Origin of the sequence: Variovorax sp. efr-133-TYG-130, assembly GCF_030208835.1 — a bacterium.
GTDB lineage: Bacteria > Pseudomonadota > Gammaproteobacteria > Burkholderiales > Burkholderiaceae_C > Variovorax.
On record NZ_JARVTD010000012.1, the window covers coordinates 293,634 to 312,237 of the forward strand.

The window sequence follows — 18,604 nt, forward strand, 5'->3', positions numbered from 1 at the left end:
CCAAGAACCAAGGAGACGCCCATGACCGAATCCCGCAATGCGAAGGCCGCAGCCGATGCCGCCGACGATTTCCTGTCGCTCGACGAACTGCAGTCGCGCCAAGACGCCAAGCTCGCCGCGCTTGGCCGCCGGCTCGCCGACTCGCCGCAGTGGCGGGCGCATTTAGCGGCCGCCGGTGCCTCCCCACTCGACCTGAAGGACCGTGCCGCGCTGCAGGCGCTGCCGTTGCTCGAGAAGAGCCACCTGCGTGAGCTCTATCCGTATCCGCTGCTCACGGTGCCACTCGAGCAGGTGGTGCGCTTCTGCGCGACCTCGGGAACCACGGGCCTGCCGGTGCTGTTCGGCTTCACGCGCAAGGACTGGGAAGACACGCTGGTGCGCCAGCTTGCACGTATTTACCGCACGGTAGGCGTTCGCGCGGGTGACCGCGTCTACCAGGGCTATGGCTACGGGCTGTGGATCGGCGGCAGCTCGATGGACGAGGCGCTCAAGGCCTATGGCGCGGTCAACTTTCCTGTCGGCCCCGGCCGTGGCGAACTGATGGTCCAGTGGCTGCGCGACCACCGCCACACGGTCACGACCATGTCGCCGCTATGGCTGATGACGTTGATCCAGCAGGCGCACAAGGCCGGCATCGATCCGCGCCGCGACTGGTCACTGCGCGTGGGGCTGTTCGGCGGCCAGTCGGTGTCAGCCACCTTCCGCAGCGAAATGGAGGCGTTGATGCCCGAGGGTTTTCTGGCGCACAACATCTACGGCACCACGGAGGCCGGCGGGCCGGTGCTCGGCGTCTCCTGCGCGCATTCGCACGGTGACGACGAGATGCATCTGGTCAATGACGACAGCGTGCTCAGCGAGATCCTCGATCCGCAGACCCTGCGCCCAGTGGCGCCGGGCGAGGTTGGCGAGATCGTCTTCACCACCCTCGACAAAGAGGCCTCCCCGGTGCTGCGCTGGCGCACGCGCGACCTGGTTCGCCGCTCCGCCCAGCCCTACCGTTGCGCTTGCGGCCGCCATGCCTATGCGCGCATAGGCCGCATCATTGGCCGCTCGGACGACATGCTCAAGGTGCGCGGCGTGCTGGTCTATCCTTCGCAGATAGAGGACGTGATCGCCGGAGTCGAGGGCTTGGCCAAGGACGCCTGGCAGATCTACATAGACAGCGAGCGCAGCGTGCTCGACCACATGGAAGTGGCCGTGGAGCGCGTGCCTGGCGCTGCCTGCGCGGGCGACGAACTGGCGCGCGAGGTGCGCGCTCGGCTCAAGGCCCGGCTGGGCCTCACGTGCGAAGTGCGTTGCCACGACGAGGGCGCACTGCCGCGCTACGAAGCCAAGGCCACGCGCGTGCTGAGGCGCAGCGCCGCAGAAGCCAATCTGGCATGACGCACCGCACACAACCATGCGGACCACCCGCGCGGATGTCTTTGCGGACACGTCCTTTTTTTTCAATTGATAAGCCGTCTGGAAGGCGAATCAATGAACAACCCCTGAAAACTGAACACATGACAAGGAGAGATTCCCGATGAACCCGTCCCCCGCTTCCCAGGACACCGCCGCGCTCGCGCGCGCGCTGATCCCGCCGCCCGAACAGGTGCTCGCCATGCCCGATCCGCAGACGCTGCTCGCCGAGATCGAGACCGCGCCCGGCATCGACGGGGCGAACATCTTTCCCCTCGAGTGGCACGTGCAGACACCCAAGCTCTACGACATCTACGACGCCGCGCGCGATCCGGGCTGGTCGCCGCACACGCTGGCCTGGGACACGCTGCGCGCGGAGGACTACAGCCTCGACCAGCGCTACGCCATGGCCTACTGGTTCTCGCTACTCGCCGTGTTCGACGGCTCGGGGCCCTCGGTGTTTGCGCGCGCCATGATCCACACCTACGAGAGCAAGGAAGAGGACCCCGTGCGCAAGTGCTTCTTCTCGGTCGTGCGCGACGAGATGAACCACGAGGAAGTCTGCGGGCGCGCCATCAAGCGCCTCACACCCGGCGGCCCGCTCGGCTATGTCCCCGAGACGCCGCTCGGGCATCTGGCGCGCAACAACATCGAGTGGCTCTACTACAACGGCTCGCGCTACTGGACCGGCTTCAAGAACGGCGTCGACAAGTACCCACTCGCGATTCTGTTCACCTCTTTCCTGTTCGGCGAGGTGGCCTCGAGCACGCTGTTCCACGGGATGTACCAGCGCACCACTATCCCGGTTTTCAAGGAAGCATTCAAGCGCATCGGGCAGGACGAGGGACGCCACCTGGGCATCTGCCTCGCGGTGCTGCAGAAACTGCTGCCGGTGCTCACCGAAGACGACAAGCAGATGATCAGCATCCAGCTGCGCGCAGGTTTCGTGTTCCTCTCAGGCATTCTGTATGAGCCGCCCGAGCAGTTCTGGAAGCTGCCGCCCACCTTCATCCCCGCGCAGCGTCATATCGACGAGGTCGCGCGCAGCGCCGGCTTGGGCATCCTCACGCTCGACGAGCGCAAGGCCAATTGGAAAACGGCCGTACTGCGGATGAAGGCCAACCTCGATCCCTACGGCATCGAATTCCCCGCGCTGCCCGAAGTCGGCATCGAGGGCAAGGAAGTGGTGTTCGATCCCGAGAAGGTGATCCCGATCTTCTAGGCCGAATGAAATTCATGAACATGAGCAGAACGATCGTCGTCAACGAGGCCCTGCGCTTCGGTGTGCCCGAGGGCGAGATCATCCTGGACGCCGCGCTGTCGCAGGGCGTGATCCTGCCGCACCAGTGTCGGGGCGCTTCCTGCGGCATGTGCAAGGCGCGTGTCACGCAGGGCACAGTCGACAACGGCTGGTCGCTGGGCCTCGCGATCTCCGACCAGGAGATTGCCGACGGCTTTTGCCTGATGTGCCAGTCGCGGCCGTTGAGCGCCGAGGTGCATCTGAGCACGGTGCAGCCGATCCCGGGCGGCGAGGGCTCGGCCGTGCAGAGCTTTGAGGCGCGCGTGCTATGCAACACACCGCTCACGCCGCGCGTGCGGCGGCTGGTGTTGCAGGCGTGCGAGCCGGCGCGTTTCGAAGCGCAGGCCGGCACCTATGTGGAGCTCGCGCTGCCGGGACTCTCGCCGCACCGACGCTACAGCCTCGCGACCGTGCCCTCAAGCGATGGCCTGATAGAGCTGCTGGTGGCGCGCCATCCGGGCGGAGCGGCCAGCGGCCACGTCCACGACCTGCTGCAGCTCGGCGACATCATCGGTGTGACCGGGCCGTACGGTACCTGCCGATTGCCCGAGGGTGAGGGCCCGGTGCTCGGGCTCGCGGGTGGCACCGGCCTGGCACCCGTGCTCTCGATCATGGAGGATGCGCTCGGGCAAGGTGACACGAGCCCGATGACGCTGCTGTTCTCGGTTCGCGACGACACCGAATTGATGCTGCTGGACCGCCTCGCGGGGCTGGCGCACGCGCATCCGAACTTCCGCTATGCGCTGCTGGTGACCGAGGCACGCAGCCGCTTCTCCACGAAGCAGCAGTACGCGCCCTCGTGGCTGCGCGAGAACCACGAGTCGCTGGCCGGCGCTCGCGCGGTGATCGGCGGCTCGCCGGGCTTCGTCGCGGCCTGCTCCGACACCTGCATCGCGCTAGGCATGGGGAGCGAGGCGATCTCAGCCGACAGCTTCACGCCGGTGGCGCAGACCTAGCTTTTCCGATTTCTTCCCGGCACGACAGACATATAAAAGGAGACAACGATGATTGAGATTGCAAAGGCCCATTTCCGGGCTGCCGCCTTCGGCGCGTCACTGTGCTTCGCGGCGCTCACGGGCGCGCGGGCCGACATCAATGTGGGCGTGGTGGTCTCGGCCACCGGGCCCGCCGCCTCGGTCGGCGTGACCCAGCAGCGCACGGTGTCGGTGCTGCCCGCCAGTGCGGGTAGTGAGAAGATCAACTACATCCTGCTCGACGACGCGTCCGACACCTCGACCACGGTCAAGAACGTGCGCAAGCTGATCTCCGAGTCGGCAATTGACCTGCTGATCGGGCCGAGCCTCACGCCCAACTCGCTGGCCGTGCTCGACGTCCTGGTGGAAAGCGGTACGCCGATGATCAGCCTCGCGGGCTCGGGCGCCATCGTCGAGCCGGTGGACGAACGCAGGCGCTGGGCCTTCAAGACGCCGCAGAGCGACACTCACATGGCGACTGCGATCATCAAGCACATGGCCGACAACGGCGTGAAGCGCGTGGCTTTCATTGGCTTCAACGATGCTTACGGCGAAGGTTGGTGGCGTGAGTTCAACAAGCTCGCGGAGCTGCGCAAGATCGAGGTGGTGGCCAACGAGCGCTACACGCGCACCGATGCTTCGGTTACCGGGCAGGTACTCAAGCTGCTGGCCTCGCAGCCCGATGCGGTGTTCATCGCGGCCTCGGGCACGCCGGCGGTGCTGCCGCAGGCCACGCTGTTCGACCGCGGCTACCGCGGCAAGGTCTACCAGACGCATGGCGTGGCGAACAACGACTTCCTGCGCGTGGGAGGCGCCAAGCTCGAGGGCACCTTCGTGCCGGCTGGCCCCGTGCTGGTGGCCGAGCAACTGCCTGACAGCCATCCGGCGAAAAAGCCCTCGCTCGAATTCATCCGAAAGTATGAGGCGCTGCCGAACGCGGGCCAACGTTCCACCTTCGCCGCCTACCTCTGGGATGCGGCGCTGATCCTGCAGGACGCGGCGCCGCGCGCGCTCAAGGGCGCCAAGCCCGGCACGCCCGAATTCCGCAAGGCGCTGCGCGACGCGATAGAGGCCACGCAGGACCTGCATGCCACCAACGGCGTCTACAGCCTCGGGCCCAAGGACCACATCGGCCTGGACCAGCGCAGCCGGGTGATGGTGCGCATCGAGAAGGGCAGCTGGAAGTACATCCCCTGACGCACGCCGGACACGAAAGATCATGGATATGCAGATCTTCGGCCTGCTGGTGCAGGACGGCCTTGCGAGTGGCGCGGTCTACGTGCTGCTGGCGCTGGCGCTCGTGATGGTCTTCACCGTCACGCGCATCGTGTTCGTCCCGCAGGGCGAATTCGTCAGTTGCAGCGTGCTGACCATTGCGGCGTTCCAGCAGGGCCATGCGCCGGGACTGGCGGTGCCGGTCGCGGCGGTGGCTCTGTTGGCCTGCGGCATGGAAACCGCCGGGCGTGTGCGGCAGCGCAATCTCGCGGGGCTCGGTGCCCGGATCGCGCTGCTCGGCGCGCTGCCGATGGCGGCCTGCGCCTTCGCGTGGTTCGGCGTCGACGCGCGCTCTCCGGCCTGGATGCAGACGGCCGCGGCGGTGGCGCTGGTCACGGCGATGGGGCCGCTGATCTACCGCACGGTGTTCCGGCCGATGGGCAATGCCACGCCGCTGGTGCTGCTGGTGGCGGCGATCGCGCTGCACTTCGTGCTGGTGGCGCTGGGCCTGTACGTGTTCGGGCCCGAGGGCTCGCGGCTGCCGGGCTTTGAACTGCCGGCCGGCCTGCTCGCGGGACTGCCGGTGGCGCCCCAGACGCTGGCTGTGGTGATGGCGAGTGCCGTGCTCGTGGCCGTTTTCTTCGCTTTCTTCGGCCACACGCTGAGCGGCAAGGCGCTGCGCGCCACCGCCGTGTGCCGCGATGGCGCGCGGCTGGTTGGTATTTCGCCTGACCACTCGGGCGAGTTGGCGCTGACCATCGCCGCCTTCATCGGCGCCGTCTCGGGCGTGCTGATCGGCCCCTTCACAACCATCTACTACGACTCGGGGTTCCTGCTTGCGCTCAAGGGCTTTGTAGGTGCGATTGTCGGCGGCCTCTCGGGCTACGTCCTTGCCGCTGGAGGCTCGCTCGTAGTGGGCCTGCTCGAGGCCTTCTCGTCTTACGGTGCGAGCGCTGCCAAGGAGATCATCGTGTTCGCATTGATCGTGCCGCTGCTGCTGTGGCGGTCGCTGGCCGACCCGCATTCGCAGGAGGCTTCATGACGTTTCGTTCCTGGGTGCTCGCGGCCTTCGCCGTGGCGGCCATTTCTGGCGTCGTGCTGTTCGCCTCAAGCTACTACGTCACGCTTGCGAGCTTCGTGCTGCTCTACGCCACGGTGGCGCTCGGGCTCACCTTGATGACCGGTTTCGCCGGGCTGATCTCCTTCGGGCAGGCGGCCTTCGTCGGCATCGGCGCCTACGCGGCCGGCTACCTCGCGGTGGCACACGGCGTGCCCGGCTGGGCCACGCTGCTGGCCGGGGTCGCGCTCGCAACGCTCGCGGCCGCAGGGATCGGCGCATTGACGCTCTCGATGGGCGGCCACTACCTGTCGCTGGCCACGCTGGCATGGGGCGTGGTCGTCTACTACGGGCTGGGCATTGTCGAGCCGCTGGGCGGCTTCAACGGCCTGTCGGGCATTCCCGCGCTGACCCTCTTCGGTCTCGACTTCGCCTCCGAGCGGTCGATGTTCTGCCTGATCGCGCTGGGCTTCGCGCTCGCCTTCTGGCTGGTGCGCAACCTGCTCGACTCTCGGTTGGGGCGCGCCGTGCGTGCGCTGCGCGCCGGTGCCGACCTGCCCGAGGCGTTTGGTGCGCATGCGTTCCGGCTCAAGGTCGCGGTGTTCTGCACCGCCGCGGGCTTGGCCGGCATGGCGGGCTGGCTCTACGTCTACATGCAGCGCTTCCTCAACCCCACGCCCTTCGGGTTGCAGATGAGCATCGAATACCTGTTCATGGCCGTGATGGGCGGCGTGGGTGCGCTGTGGGGTGCGCTGGTAGGCGCTGGCGTCGTGGTGGTGCTCAAGCAGGTGCTCCAGGATGTGCTGCCGGCACTGCTCGGCCGCTCGGGCAACTTCGAAATGGCGGTGTTCGGCGTGCTGATGCTGCTGATCCTCGCGCGCGCCAATGCGGGACTGTGGCCACTGCTGGCGCGCTGGACGCGCGCCGCGCCCGCGGCGGCACCGCGGCCCGTGGCGAGCGGCGAACCGGCCGTGCTGCAAATGCCAGCGCAGCGCGCGCCCGCCACGGCAGGTGAGGTGCTTCTGTGCGTCGACGAGGCCGAGAAGCGCTTCGGTGGGCTGGTCGCGGTCAACCGCGTCTCCTTCGAGGTGCGCGACCGGGAGATCGTTGCGTTGCTGGGTCCCAACGGCGCGGGCAAGAGCACGCTGTTCAACCTGATCACCGGCCTCTTGCCCGCCAGCGCCGGCGCGATCACGCTGCGCGGCCAGCGCATTGATGCGCTCGGCGCGCGCCGCGTGGCCGCGCGTGGCGTGGCGCGCACCTTCCAGCATGTGAAGCTGGTGGCCGATATGAGCGTGCGAGACAACGCGGCGCTCGGCTGCCATCTGCTCGGGCGAGACGGCTGGCTGCGCGCGATGCTTCGGCTGGACCGTCGTGAGGAGGCCGAGATCCAGGCCATGGCGCTGGCTCAGCTGAGGCGCTGCGGCCTCGAGGACCTCGCGGACGCGCCTGCCGCCAGCCTGCCGCTGGGCAAGCAGCGCATTCTGGAGATCGCGCGCGCCCTGTGCGCCCGCCCTCAGCTGCTGCTGCTCGACGAGCCCGCTGCTGGCCTGCGGCACCAGGAGAAAAGGAACTTGGCCGTGCTGCTCAAGCAGCTGCGCGGCGAGGGGGTGACCGTGCTCATCGTGGATCACGACATGGAATTCATCATGGACATCGCCGACCGACTGGTCGTGATGCAGTTCGGCCAAAAGATTGCAGAGGGCGAGGCGCAGGCAGTGCGCGACGACCCGCGCGTGCAGCAAGCCTACTTGGGGAGTGCGGCATGACGCTGGAAGCCCGCGCCCTGTGCGCGTTCCATGGCCGCATCCCGGCGCTGCACGAAGTCGACGTGGCGGTGCCGCCCTCGGGCATCGTCACCGTGGTCGGACCCAATGGCGCAGGCAAGTCCACGCTGCTGGCCGCGCTCATGGGTCGGCTGCCGATGAGCGGCGAAGTCCGGCTTGACGGCACCGACCTGCGCTTCGTCTCGCCCGAGCGCCGCGTGGCGATGGGCCTTTCACTGGTGCCCGAGCAGCGTGACCTTTTCGGGACCATGAGCGTGGCCGACAACCTTGAGCTCGGCGCCTTCTGCTGGCGCCGCGCGGGGCGGCGTGCCATCGCCGCCGAGATGGAGCGCGTGTACGCGCTGTTCCCGCGCCTGGGCGAGCGGCATGCCCAGCTGGCGCACACGCTCTCAGGCGGCGAACGGCAGATGCTCGCTTTGGGCCGTGCGTTGATGGCGCGCCCGCGCATTCTCCTGCTCGACGAGCCGAGCCTGGGGCTCGCGCCGCTGGTGGTGCGTGACATCTTCGCGACCGTGCGGCGGCTCCAGGCGCAGGGCGTGGCGATTTTGCTGGTCGAGCAGAACGCGCGCGCCGCCTTCGAGGTGGCCGACCATGCTTACGTGCTCGAGATGGGCCGCGTGAGCCTGCAGGGGCCGGCCACCGATGTCGCGCGCGATGCGCGAGTCGCCGACAGCTACTTGGGGCGCGCCGCAGCGGCGTCGGCCCCCATCGAATTGATACCGCCCGTCGTGCTGGCGGCCTGAAGGACATACGCATGAATGAGAAATCCCTTGCGCTGCACGAGCGCCCAGTAGCCGCGGTGATTCGGCAATTGCGCGAATGTTTTGGCGATCGCTGCACGACCGGCCAGGCGGTGCGCGACCAGCACGGCAAGGACGTGTCCTTCCATCCGCTGCATGCCCCAGACGCGGTGGTGTTCGCCGAATCGACTGAGGAAGTGGCCACGGTCGCGCGGCTTTGCCACGCGGCCTCGGTGCCGATGATCCCCTTCGGCACCGGAACCTCGTGCGAAGGCGGCGTCGCGGCGCTGCACGGTGGCATCTGCATCGACCTTTCGCGCATGAATGCCGTGCTCGAGATCCACGAGGCTGACTTCGACTGCCGCGTGCAAGCCGGCGTGACGCGCAAGCAGCTCAACGCGGCGCTGCACGGCAGCGGTCTGCATTTCCCGATTGACCCCGGCGCCGATGCCTCGATCGGAGGCATGGTGTCGACGCGCGCCTCGGGCACCAACGCCGTCCGCTACGGGACCATGCGCGAGAGCGTGATGTCGCTCGAGGTGGTGCTGCCCGATGGAGAGGTGGTGCGCACCGGGGGGCGCGCCCGGAAGTCGGCCGCGGGTTACGACCTCACGCACCTGTTCACCGGCGCGGAGGGCACGCTAGGCATCGTCACCGAGGTGGGCCTGCGATTGCATCCGCTGCCCGAGCAGATCGCGGCCGCGCGTTGCGCTTTTCCTCATTTGCGCGCGGCCATCGACGCGGTCACTGCGATCATGCAGACCGGTGTGCCGGTGGGGCGCATCGAGTTCCTCGATGCGCAGCAGATCGAGGCCTGCAACCGCTACGCGAAACTCGGGCTGCCGGTCATGCCCACGCTGTTCCTCGAATTCCACGGTGCGCCCGAAAGCGTGGCACAGCAGGTGCGCGTGGCCGAGGAACTCGCAGGCGAGAATGGCGGCGTTGGCTTCGCGTGGTCCGACACGCCCGAGGAGCGCAGCCGCCTCTGGCAGGCACGCCACGACGTGTGGTGGGCAGCGCTAGCACTGCGCCCCGGCTGCCAGGGCATGCCCACCGATGCCTGCGTGCCGATCTCGCGCTTGAGCGAAGCGGTGCTGGCAGCGCGCGCCGACGTCGAAGAACTGGGGCTCACCGCCCCCATGTGCGGTCACGTGGGCGACGGCAACTTCCACCTGTGCGTGGTGGTCGACCCCGCCGATGTCGACGAGATGGCGCGTGCCGAGACGCTGAACGCGCGCTTGATGCGCCGCGCCATCGCGATGGGCGGCACCTGCACCGGCGAGCACGGCATTGGCTACGGCAAGCTCGACTTCCTCGAACTCGAGCGCGGCGCCTCGATGCGCGTGATGGCGGCGATCAAGCAGGCGCTCGATCCACGCGGAGTGATGAACCCGGGTAAGGTGCTGCGGCAACCCAGCGTGTGAACCGCTCCGTCAGAACGATACCCGCGTCAGGTCGAGCCGTGTGTCGTTCTTGACCTCGCGCAGCGCGACCGAGGTCTTGATCTGCCGGATGCCCTCGAGCTTCAGCATGAAGCGGTGAAGGAAGCGGTCGAAGGCCAGCGCGTCGGGTACCACGATCTTGAGGATGTAGTCGCTGTCGCCGGTGGTGACCCAGCACTCGAGGATTTCGGGCGTGGCCTGGACCGCGCGCTCGAAGGCCGCCACCACCGTTTCCGAATGCCGCTCCAGGCTGATCTGCGTGAACATGCAGCCATGCAGGCCGACCTTGTTGCGATCGACCAGTGCGACGAAGCGGCGGATGATCCCGCTGTCCTCGAGGTCGCGAAGCCGGCGCCAGCAGGGCGCTGAAGACAGGCCCACCTCGTCGGCCAGTGCCTGCACCGTCATGCGGCCGTCGGCCTGGAGCAGGTCGAGGATGCGGCGAGTGGGTGCGTCGGACAGCGGCGTCGAATCAGTCTTTCCCATGGTGGCAATCTCCGGAATGAAACATGCCGGGTTGTCACCAACACCGCACGGATCGCAATTATATATGCTGTCCAGACGGATTAATATTTGATCTTCCCCCGATGGACGGATCCACACCATGCAGACACAAGAAGCAGCGCTCGCGCTGGAGACAGGCTACCGGCTCGAAGACAACCGCACCGCGCGCGCAGGCCGCGTGTTCCTTACCGGCACGCAAGCACTGGTGCGGCTGTTGTTCCGCCAGCAGCAAGAGGACAAGGCCCGCGGCTGGAACACCGCCGGCTATGTGAGCGGATACCGTGGCTCCCCGCTCGCGGGCGTTGACACTGAGTTGTGGCGAGCCAAGTCAGATCTGGCCGAACACGGCATCCGCTTTCTGCCGGCCATCAACGAGGACCTTGCCGCCACTGCGGTGATGGGCACGCAGCAGGTTGGCCTGGACCCCGAGCGCGAGGTCGACGGCGTGTTCGCCATGTGGTACGGCAAGGGGCCGGGCGTGGACCGCGCGGGCGATGCGATCCGCCACGGCAACGCGGCCGGCACGTCACGCCGCGGCGGCGTGCTGATGGTGGTGGGCGACGACCATGCCGCCACGTCTTCGTCGATCCCGAACGCCAGCGACCTGTCGCTGATGGGCTGGGGAATTCCGATCGTGCATCCGGCCTCGGTCGACGAGTACGAAGCCTTCGGCCTCTGGGGCTGGGCCGCGTCGCGCCATGCCAGCACCTGGGTCGCGTTCAAGGCGATCTCGGAGACGGTCGAGAGCGCGCGCTCGGTCGATGCTTCTATCGATGCGGCGTTCGCATTGCCCGAGCCCTCCGAATTGGCCGATACCTCAGCGCTCGAATACCGCACGAGCGACTTCCTCACGGCGGCCGTCGAAATACGGCTGGCCGCCAAGCTCGAAGCCTTCAGCGCTTTTGCGCGCGGCAACCCGCTCGACCGCCTGGTGGTGGCCGCGCCCGAGGCCACGACCGGCATCGTGGCGGTCGGCAAGTCCTTCCACGACCTGATGGAAGTGCTGCAGCGCTGCGGCTTCGGCGCCGACGACCTGCCGGCGCTCGGGCTGCGGCTTTACAAGCCCGGCCTGGTGTTCCCGCTCGATAACGAGGGCGCCGACCGCTTCTGCGAGGGGTTGTCTCATGTGCTGGTGATCGAGGAGAAGGCATCGGTGGTCGAACAGCAACTCAAGGACCGCGTGTTCAACCGCGCGCGCCGGCCCACGGTCTGTGGCAAGCAGGACCTTGAAGGCCATCCGCTGCTGGCCTGGACCGGCCAGCTCTCGCCAGCGAGCATCGCTGCCGCGCTGCTGACGTGGCTGCGCGCCATCGGGCATCCGCTGGCTGCGCGCATCGACACCGCGCGTTTCGCCCCGCGCGCAGCGCTGTCGAACGAGGCCGACGGCATGCGGCGGCTACCGTACTTCTGCTCGGGCTGCCCGCACAACAGCTCGACCAAGGTGCCTGAGGGCAGCCAGGCACAAGCCGGCGTGGGCTGCCACTACATGGCGAGCTGGATGGACCGCGACACGGGCGGCCTCACGCAGATGGGCGGCGAGGGCGCCGACTGGCTCGGGCGCGGCGCCTTCACGCGCGTGCCGCACGTCTTCCAGAACATGGGGGAGGGCACCTACTTCCACTCGGGCTACCTCGCCATCCGTCAGGCGGTCGCAGGCGGCGCCAACATCACCTACAAGATCCTGTTCAACGACGCGGTGGCCATGACCGGCGGCCAACCCGTCGACGGCCAGACCAGCGTGCCGCAGATATGCACCCAGGTCGCAAGCGAGGGCGCGCGCAAGGTGGTCGTCGTGACCGACGAGCCACAGCGCTACCAGGGCGTGACCTTGGCCGCGGGCGTGCAGGTGCGGCATCGCCGCGAGCTCGACATGGTGCAGCGCGAGTTGCGCGAGATCTCCGGCGTCACGGTTCTTGTCTACGACCAGACCTGCGCGGCCGAGAAGCGCCGCCGTCGCAAGCGCAAGAGCTATCCCGATCCGGCGCGGCGGGTACTTATCAACCCCGAGGTCTGCGAAGGCTGCGGCGACTGCGGCACGCAGTCGAACTGCCTGTCGGTCGCGCCGCTGGAGACCTCGTTCGGCCGCAAACGCCAGATCGACCAGTCGAGCTGCAACAAGGACTTTTCGTGTGCTGAAGGCTTCTGCCCCAGCTTCGTGAGCGTGCTCGGCGGCAGCTTGCGCAAGGGCACGGTGGCGGCGCCCGCGCAGGATCCCGAGGCGCTGGCTGCAGCGCTTGCGCTGCCTGCGCTGCCTTCGCTCGCGCACCCCTTCGACCTGATGATCGCGGGCGTCGGCGGTACCGGCGTCATCACGCTCGGCGCGCTGATCGCGATGGCTGCGCACCTCGAGGGCAAGGGCGTCTCGGTGCTCGACTTCACCGCGCTCGCGCAGAAAGGCGGCTCGGTCGTGAGCCACGTGCGCCTGGCCGACACGCCCGATCGCCTGCATGCGGTGCGCCTGCTGCCGGGCACCGCGCGCACCCTGATCGCCGCCGACTTGGTGGTGGGTGTACTGCCCGACGTGCTGGGCGTGATCGGCGAGGGCCGCACGCGCGTGGTGGTCAACACGCATCTGCAGACCCTGGCCGAGTTCACGCGCCAGCCCGACCTGCCCTACCGCGAGGACGCGCTGCTGGCGAAGATCGAGGCCGCCGCGGGTGTCGCGCAGGTCGAGCGCATCGACGCGAACGCCACCGCCAAGGCGCTGCTGGGCGACGCCATCGGCGCCAACATGCTGATGCTCGGCCATGCCTGGCAGCAGGGCGGCGTGCCGGTGAGCCTGGCGGCGCTGATGCGCGCGATCGAGCTCAACGGCGTGGCCGTGGCAGCCAACAAGCGTGCCTTCGCGGCTGGCCGCCTCACCGCCGCCGATCCGCAATGGCGCCAGACCCTGATGGGTGACCGGCGCAGCGTCGTCACACTGAACCTGCCACAGTCTTTCGAGAAGCTGCTTGAGGAACGCGTGCGCTTCCTCACCGACTATCAAAACGCGCGCTATGCGCGTCGCTACCTCGATACCGTGCGCCGCGTGGAGGCCGCTGAGCGAGGCATCGCACCTGGAGCTCGGCGGCCGCGGCTGGCGGACGCGGTGGCACGTTCGCTGTTCAAGCTGATGGCCTACAAAGACGAGTACGAGGTCGCGCGGCTGCATGCGCGGCCCGAGTTCCTTCAGAACCTGCGCAGTCAATTCGAGGGCAACTTCAAACTGCAATTCCACTTGGCGCCGCCGATCTTCGAGAAACGCGGCGCTGACGGCAAGGTGCTCAAGCGCAGCTTTGGCGCCTGGATGTTGCCGGTGTTCCGCGGGCTCGCGGCGATGCGCGGCCTGCGCGGCACGCCGATTGATCCCTTCGGCTGGCTGGCCGAGCGGCGCGAGGAACGCGCGCTGCTGGTCGAATACGAAGGGCTCGTCGAGCGCCTGCTTGACGGACTGACCAACGAGCGCATCGGAAGCGCGGTGGCGGTTGCCGCGCTGCCCGAGAAAATCCGTGGCTACGGGCATGTGAAGGCGCGCGCCATCTCTGAGTACCGACGCAATCTGGCCACGCTGCTGGCTGCGCACGACGCACCGCCGCCTGCCGTGCAGTCGCCCGCGCTGAAGACTGCCTGATCGAGGAACGCCGCCATGCCCATCGCCCTCGATTGCCGTTACCGCCCCGGTGGCGCGCAGGACCGCCTGCCGATCCGTGCAGCCCACCTCGACTACATGATCGCTAACCAGGGGCGCGTGCTGCACGGCGGCCCGTCGCTGGTCGACGGGGAGCTGGTCGGTATGTACCTGCTGCTGGCCACCGACGACCCTGGGCAGGCTGACGACTTCCTGGCCGGCGAGCCCTATGCGCGAGCCGAGCTCTTCGCCGAAGTGCAGCGGACGCTCTTCACGGGCTACCTGCCCGAACCGCGACGGGGCTTCCTGGCGGAACTGCGGCGCGATGCATCGCGCTGCGTCGCGGCCGCGGACTGAGCAAGCGCGGCACCCACGGGGGCCCGCGCACAAAGTCCTCGGCCATGTCGTCCCAGGAAGAGTGCTTTTTGACGCCGAGGGTGTCTATAAATATGCCGTCTAGACGGCTCAATATGTTATCGAACATGTCCCACTATCTAGACGCGCAATGCATTGACGACTTTCGCGAACTGCCACGACGCGCGCTGCCGCGCACGGTGTTCGATTTCATTGACGGTGGCGCGGGCTCTGAGTCGAGCGCGCTCGGCAGCAGCTTCGGCATTCCTTCCGTGATGGGAACGGGCGCAAACCTCGATTTCGCGGCGCTGGAGGTGACCGTGGGCGAACAAATGGCACGCGTCCTGCGGCGCATCGACGCGCTGCTGGCGCAGGCGGGGTCGGACAAGTCGAGACTGCTGAACGCCACCATCTGGCTCGCCGAGATCGACGACTTTCCCGAGATGAACCGTGTGTGGACCGGCTGGCTCCCGCCGGCGTGCGCACCGGCGCCCGCGACCGTTGGCGCGCTGCTCGCGCTGCCCACGCTCCTGGTCGAGGTGGCGGTGATCGCTGCGACCGGTGCCCACTGACATTCTTGCCTACCTCGACGCTCATGAACCCCACCCCCGCGCACACCGCCATCAGCCGGCGACAGACCATCGTCGCCACGACCATTGGCAACGGCCTCGAGATCTTCGACTTCACCGTCTATGGTTTTCTCGCACTGGTAATCGGCAAGCTGTTCTTTCCAACCTTCAGCGGCTACGGCCAACTGCTGCTCACGGTAGCGACCTTTGGCGTCGGCTTCATCATGCGGCCACTGGGTGGCATTGTGATTGGTGCCTACGCCGACCGCGCGGGCCGCAAGAAGGCCATGACCCTGACCATCTTCTTGATGGCGCTTGGCTGCGCGGTGATCGCATTCACGCCCACCTACGCCACCATCGGCGTCGCGGCGCCGGTGCTGGTCGTGCTGGCGCGGTTGATCCAGGGCTTCTCGGCCGGTGGCGAAGTCGGTGCGTCCACCACGCTGCTGGTAGAACATGCCACGCCGCAGAACCGTGGCTACATGGCGAGCTGGCAGTTCGCGAGTCAGGGCCTGGGCGTGATGCTCGGTGCGGTCGTGGTGGGCACGCTGACCTTCACGCTGTCGCCGCAATCCATGGAAAGTTGGGGCTGGCGCGTGCCCTTCTTCATCGGCATGCTGATCGCGCCGGTGGGCATCTACATCCGCCGCCACCTCCACGAGTCGCTGGAAATCACGCCCGATCAAGGCGCGAAGCCGCGCGAAAGCAGCTTGCGGATCGTGTGCACGCAGCATGGCGGCACAGTACTTGCGGCCATCCTCACCATGGTAGGCGGCACCACGGCTGCCTACGTGATCACCTTCTACATGCCGACCTACGCGGTGCGCGAGCTGGGGCTCGCCCCATCGGTCGCGCTGTTCGGCGCGGCGATCACAGGGCTGATCCTGTTTCTGGCTTCGCCGCTGGTCGGTGCATTGTCTGACCGCGTGGGGCGCAAGCCGCTGATCTTCTGGAGTCGCCTCTTCCTCGTGCTGCTGATCTACCCTGGCTTTTTCTGGCTCAATGCCTCGCCCACGCCCGTGGTGCTGTTCGTGGTGCTCGGCGTACTGAGTTTGGGATTGGTGGGTCAGACCGCGCCGAGCATCACAATGCTGCCCGAGATGTTCCCGAAGGCGGTGCGCGCCAGTGGCATGTCACTGGTATACAGCGTGGGCGTCGCGCTGTTCGGCGGCTTCGCGCCCTTCATCAGCACCTGGCTGCTCAATGCCACCGGCAGCAAGCTCGCGCCAGCCTGGTACCTGGTCGCGATGACCGCGGTCTCGTTGCTGGGCTTGATCTGGTTGCGCGACCATACAGGCCGCGACATCGACGCGGCGGGTTCGCACGCCTGAAACGCTCGCCTCTACTTCGAAGCTTTCAATGACAACCTCCACCCACAGCAGCGCCGTTACGCGGCATTTCTCGGGCACGTACGCCGAGGCCCGCGCCAAGTTCCTCGAGGCCGCGAGCGGCCGCGGCGCTTTGATCGAGTCCTTCGTCAACAAGGGCCACCGGGGCGCGCTCGGCGAGGAACTCGCGACCGACGTCGCGTTGCTCGGCGCCGTCGATGCGAAGAAGCTGCTGCTCGTGACCTCGGGCACACACGGGCCCGAAGGCTTCTGCGGCTCGGGCGCGCAGGTCGCAACCCTGCATGACGAGGATCTGCTCTCGCGCCTGCAGCAGGCCGGCGTGGCGCTGCTTCTGGTGCATGGCGTCAACCCGTACGGCTTCTCGCATCTGCACCGCACCAACGAGGACAACATCGACCTCAACCGCAACCACATTGACTTTAGCGCTCCGCTGCCGGTGAATGCCGAGTACGCCAATGTCGAGCCGCTGGCGCTGCCCGCGAGTTGGCCGCCGACGCCAGCCGACCAAGCGGCCGCGGATGCTTACATCGAAAAGCATGGCATGCGCGCCTTCCGGACCGCCATCACAAAAGGCCAGTACGGCTCGCCCGACGGTCTGTTCTACGGTGGCACCGAACCGACGTGGAGCAACAAGACCATCCGCGCCATCCTGCGCAAGTACGCGGCCTCGGCCACTCACCTGGGTTGGATCGACGTGCACACGGGGCTGGGCCCTTATGGACATGGCGAGAAGGTGTACCCGGGCCGCAATACGCCCAAAGATCTCGCGCTCGCTCGAGCTTGGTGGGGTGCCGACGTTTTCGCGCTGTTCAGTCAGGACTCCGTGTCCGCGCATGTGTCGGGGCCGGTTGTCTCGGCCGCCTACGACGAATGCCCGCAAGCACGGATCGCACTGATGGGCCTCGAGTTCGGCACCATTCCCGACCACGAGATGCTGTTTCGTCTGAGCGCCGACACGTGGCTGCGCCGTCATGGCGAGGCGCCCGAGTCGCAGCGAAGAGAGATTCGCCAGCAGTTGCGCGATGCTTTTTACTGTGACAACGACGAGTGGAAGGGCATGGTGCTGGGCCAGACGCGCGTGGTGCTTCTGCAGACGCTGTTGGGCTTGCGCGCGACTTAACGTTGCTACGCAGCTCCAACGGGACTGGCTTCGCTGGGGCTGACATCGAAGGTGAGTTGCTGCGCTGGACCATATGCTTGGTTATCCGACGGCGAAGCGCCGTCTCGATGTTGAAGCGCAGTGAATTGCTCCGGCGTGACGACCAGCCCACTCATCCCGACAGCGGATGAATCGAGAAATGAGCAGCGCAGATGCGCACAGCTGTTGCAAGCGTGTGCAAATGGTATTCCAGGATCCGTTCCGCTCGTTCAATCCGCGCCGCAGGGTGGGCCGCACGTCGGCAGAGGGGCCGATGAATTTCGGCGTCATTGCGAGCGAGGTGCATGCCCGGATGCTGAAGATGCGACTGGCTACCAACCTTCGCTACCGGGTTCGCCTTTGAAGGGGCCGACCAGATCAGGGGTGATCCAGCCCCCATAGAAGGGGCCCGCCTGTGGCTGGGCCTTCGATCCGCCGACACGGCAGTCAAGATCGTGGGCATAGAAGGCTACACAGCCGGCCAGCGGCTCGGCACCAGACAAGGGATGGGGGTAGCTCCAGGCGACCTGGTCCAAGCGGCGCGCGCCGTCGACCAGATTCCAATAGCGCGCCGGTCCCTTCCACTCACAGAACGAGCCATTGCCGGCGGGCTGCAACAGTCCAGGCCGTACGTCGGCCAGCGGCAGGTAGAAGGTAGGGGGGTGGGCCGTTTCGCGGACTGCCCAGGCGGCGCGGGTGCGCGCTACCTCGAGATTGCCCCAGAGCACGACGATCTCACGGGCTTCGCGTACAAGCTCTGGCGGCCTCGGGAAATCCCAAACCGAAACCTGCCCCGGCGCAGGGACATCGGCGAACGGGGGGCGCTTCTGCCCTCGCCAAAGCCACTGCGCGCGGGCGCTATCAAGCCAGTTGGAATCGCTGCTCATGATGGGCTGGAAGATACACGACGATGCCAAGTGCCGGGCGAATGCCGAGAACCAGGGCGGTTCGCAACAATGAGCTTTCGGCAGAGACCGTGATGCCGATGATGTGCACCTGCGGCCGGAACATTCTCCTTCAGCGCTTGGCCGGATGCCTGCTAGTCAGGGGTGCGCGGTGGCTCTGCCGCTGCAAAGCTGACATGTGCTTCCCCGAGCCGTATGACTGCACTGGGTGGCGGATTCAACCGGTCGATGCAACGCATTCGCTGAACATTTCAGCAGGTGTATG

General features: G+C 67.1%; 15 protein-coding genes. 13 read left to right on the forward strand and 2 right to left on the reverse strand.

Features of this window, described 5'->3' with window-relative positions:
• Positions 1–21 precede the first annotated feature (21 nt).
• From QRN67_RS16810 to QRN67_RS16845, 8 genes are all read left to right on the forward strand, one after another.
• Positions 22–1,383 (forward strand): phenylacetate--CoA ligase family protein, encoded by a 1,362-nt coding sequence (locus QRN67_RS16810; protein ID WP_285412750.1) that lies wholly within the window; start codon positions 22–24, stop codon positions 1,381–1,383.
• Between the two features lie 139 nt (positions 1,384–1,522).
• The gene (locus tag QRN67_RS16815; RefSeq protein ID WP_285412751.1) at positions 1,523–2,620 is read left to right on the forward strand and encodes a hypothetical protein; all 1,098 of its coding nucleotides are present in this window, start codon (positions 1,523–1,525) and stop codon (positions 2,618–2,620) included.
• Between the two features lie 20 nt (positions 2,621–2,640).
• Entirely contained in the window at positions 2,641–3,654 is a 1,014-nt protein-coding gene (locus QRN67_RS16820) for a 2Fe-2S iron-sulfur cluster binding domain-containing protein (protein ID WP_285412752.1), read from the forward strand.
• A gap of 48 nt (positions 3,655–3,702) precedes the next feature.
• Positions 3,703–4,869: an ABC transporter substrate-binding protein gene (locus QRN67_RS16825; RefSeq protein WP_106938025.1), complete on the forward strand. Its 1,167-nt coding sequence runs from the start codon at positions 3,703–3,705 to the stop codon at positions 4,867–4,869.
• Between the two features lie 22 nt (positions 4,870–4,891).
• Positions 4,892–5,929, forward strand: coding sequence for a branched-chain amino acid ABC transporter permease (locus QRN67_RS16830; RefSeq protein ID WP_285412753.1), 1,038 nt, complete (start codon positions 4,892–4,894; stop codon positions 5,927–5,929).
• Entirely contained in the window at positions 5,926–7,713 is a 1,788-nt protein-coding gene (locus QRN67_RS16835) for a branched-chain amino acid ABC transporter ATP-binding protein/permease (RefSeq protein ID WP_285412755.1), read from the forward strand. The genes QRN67_RS16830 and QRN67_RS16835 overlap by 4 nt, the downstream gene beginning before the upstream one ends.
• Positions 7,710–8,474: an ABC transporter ATP-binding protein gene (locus QRN67_RS16840; RefSeq protein ID WP_106938028.1), complete on the forward strand. Its 765-nt coding sequence runs from the start codon at positions 7,710–7,712 to the stop codon at positions 8,472–8,474. Before QRN67_RS16835 ends, QRN67_RS16840 begins: the two co-directional genes overlap by 4 nt.
• An 11-nt stretch (positions 8,475–8,485) precedes the next feature.
• Positions 8,486–9,895 carry an FAD-binding oxidoreductase gene (locus QRN67_RS16845; RefSeq protein WP_285412756.1) on the forward strand — a complete coding sequence of 470 codons (1,410 nt, stop codon included), beginning with the start codon at positions 8,486–8,488 and terminating at the stop codon, positions 9,893–9,895.
• 9 nt (positions 9,896–9,904) lie between these two features.
• Here QRN67_RS16845 and QRN67_RS16850 read toward each other — a convergent pair whose 3' ends face one another.
• A complete protein-coding gene (locus QRN67_RS16850; RefSeq protein WP_106938030.1) occupies positions 9,905–10,399 on the reverse strand; it encodes an Lrp/AsnC family transcriptional regulator in 495 nt (164 codons plus the stop codon).
• A gap of 118 nt (positions 10,400–10,517) precedes the next feature.
• Here QRN67_RS16850 and QRN67_RS16855 point away from each other — a divergent pair, with 118 nt between their 5' ends.
• From QRN67_RS16855 to QRN67_RS16875, 5 genes are all read left to right on the forward strand, one after another.
• Positions 10,518–14,027 carry an indolepyruvate ferredoxin oxidoreductase family protein gene (locus tag QRN67_RS16855; RefSeq protein WP_285412758.1) on the forward strand — a complete coding sequence of 1,170 codons (3,510 nt, stop codon included), beginning with the start codon at positions 10,518–10,520 and terminating at the stop codon, positions 14,025–14,027.
• 15 nt (positions 14,028–14,042) lie between these two features.
• Positions 14,043–14,381 carry a YciI family protein gene (locus tag QRN67_RS16860; protein ID WP_285412760.1) on the forward strand — a complete coding sequence of 113 codons (339 nt, stop codon included), beginning with the start codon at positions 14,043–14,045 and terminating at the stop codon, positions 14,379–14,381.
• Positions 14,382–14,506: 125 nt separating this feature from the next.
• Positions 14,507–14,950 (forward strand): Rid family hydrolase, encoded by a 444-nt coding sequence (locus QRN67_RS16865; protein WP_285412762.1) that lies wholly within the window; start codon positions 14,507–14,509, stop codon positions 14,948–14,950.
• Between the two features lie 23 nt (positions 14,951–14,973).
• Entirely contained in the window at positions 14,974–16,278 is a 1,305-nt protein-coding gene (locus tag QRN67_RS16870; protein WP_285412764.1) for an MFS transporter, read from the forward strand.
• 28 nt (positions 16,279–16,306) lie between these two features.
• Positions 16,307–17,416, forward strand: coding sequence for a M14 family metallopeptidase (locus tag QRN67_RS16875; RefSeq protein WP_285412765.1), 1,110 nt, complete (start codon positions 16,307–16,309; stop codon positions 17,414–17,416).
• 350 nt (positions 17,417–17,766) lie between these two features.
• Here QRN67_RS16875 and QRN67_RS16880 read toward each other — a convergent pair whose 3' ends face one another.
• Positions 17,767–18,321: a DUF427 domain-containing protein gene (locus tag QRN67_RS16880; RefSeq protein WP_285412767.1), complete on the reverse strand. Its 555-nt coding sequence runs from the start codon at positions 18,319–18,321 to the stop codon at positions 17,767–17,769.
• Between the last annotated feature and the right edge of the window lie 283 nt (positions 18,322–18,604).

Excerpts from the sequence above, each read along its gene's own strand:
- QRN67_RS16810 (WP_285412750.1), top strand. The coding sequence starts at position 22 with ATGACCGAATCCCGCAATGCGAAGGCCGCAGCCGATGCCGCCGACGAT.
- QRN67_RS16860 (WP_285412760.1), top strand. The coding sequence starts at position 14,043 with ATGCCCATCGCCCTCGATTGCCGTTACCGCCCCGGTGGCGCGCAGGAC.
- QRN67_RS16870 (WP_285412764.1), top strand. The coding sequence starts at position 14,974 with ATGAACCCCACCCCCGCGCACACCGCCATCAGCCGGCGACAGACCATC.
- QRN67_RS16855 (WP_285412758.1), top strand. The coding sequence starts at position 10,518 with ATGCAGACACAAGAAGCAGCGCTCGCGCTGGAGACAGGCTACCGGCTC.
- QRN67_RS16820 (WP_285412752.1), top strand. The coding sequence starts at position 2,641 with ATGAGCAGAACGATCGTCGTCAACGAGGCCCTGCGCTTCGGTGTGCCC.
- QRN67_RS16875 (WP_285412765.1), top strand. The coding sequence starts at position 16,307 with ATGACAACCTCCACCCACAGCAGCGCCGTTACGCGGCATTTCTCGGGC.
- QRN67_RS16835 (WP_285412755.1), top strand. The coding sequence starts at position 5,926 with ATGACGTTTCGTTCCTGGGTGCTCGCGGCCTTCGCCGTGGCGGCCATT.
- QRN67_RS16825 (WP_106938025.1), top strand. The coding sequence starts at position 3,703 with ATGATTGAGATTGCAAAGGCCCATTTCCGGGCTGCCGCCTTCGGCGCG.
- QRN67_RS16865 (WP_285412762.1), top strand. The coding sequence starts at position 14,507 with ATGTCCCACTATCTAGACGCGCAATGCATTGACGACTTTCGCGAACTG.
- QRN67_RS16880 (WP_285412767.1), bottom strand. The coding sequence starts at position 18,321 with ATGAGCAGCGATTCCAACTGGCTTGATAGCGCCCGCGCGCAGTGGCTT.
- QRN67_RS16815 (WP_285412751.1), top strand. The coding sequence starts at position 1,523 with ATGAACCCGTCCCCCGCTTCCCAGGACACCGCCGCGCTCGCGCGCGCG.
- QRN67_RS16840 (WP_106938028.1), top strand. The coding sequence starts at position 7,710 with ATGACGCTGGAAGCCCGCGCCCTGTGCGCGTTCCATGGCCGCATCCCG.
- QRN67_RS16850 (WP_106938030.1), bottom strand. The coding sequence starts at position 10,399 with ATGGGAAAGACTGATTCGACGCCGCTGTCCGACGCACCCACTCGCCGC.
- QRN67_RS16845 (WP_285412756.1), top strand. The coding sequence starts at position 8,486 with ATGAATGAGAAATCCCTTGCGCTGCACGAGCGCCCAGTAGCCGCGGTG.
- QRN67_RS16830 (WP_285412753.1), top strand. The coding sequence starts at position 4,892 with ATGGATATGCAGATCTTCGGCCTGCTGGTGCAGGACGGCCTTGCGAGT.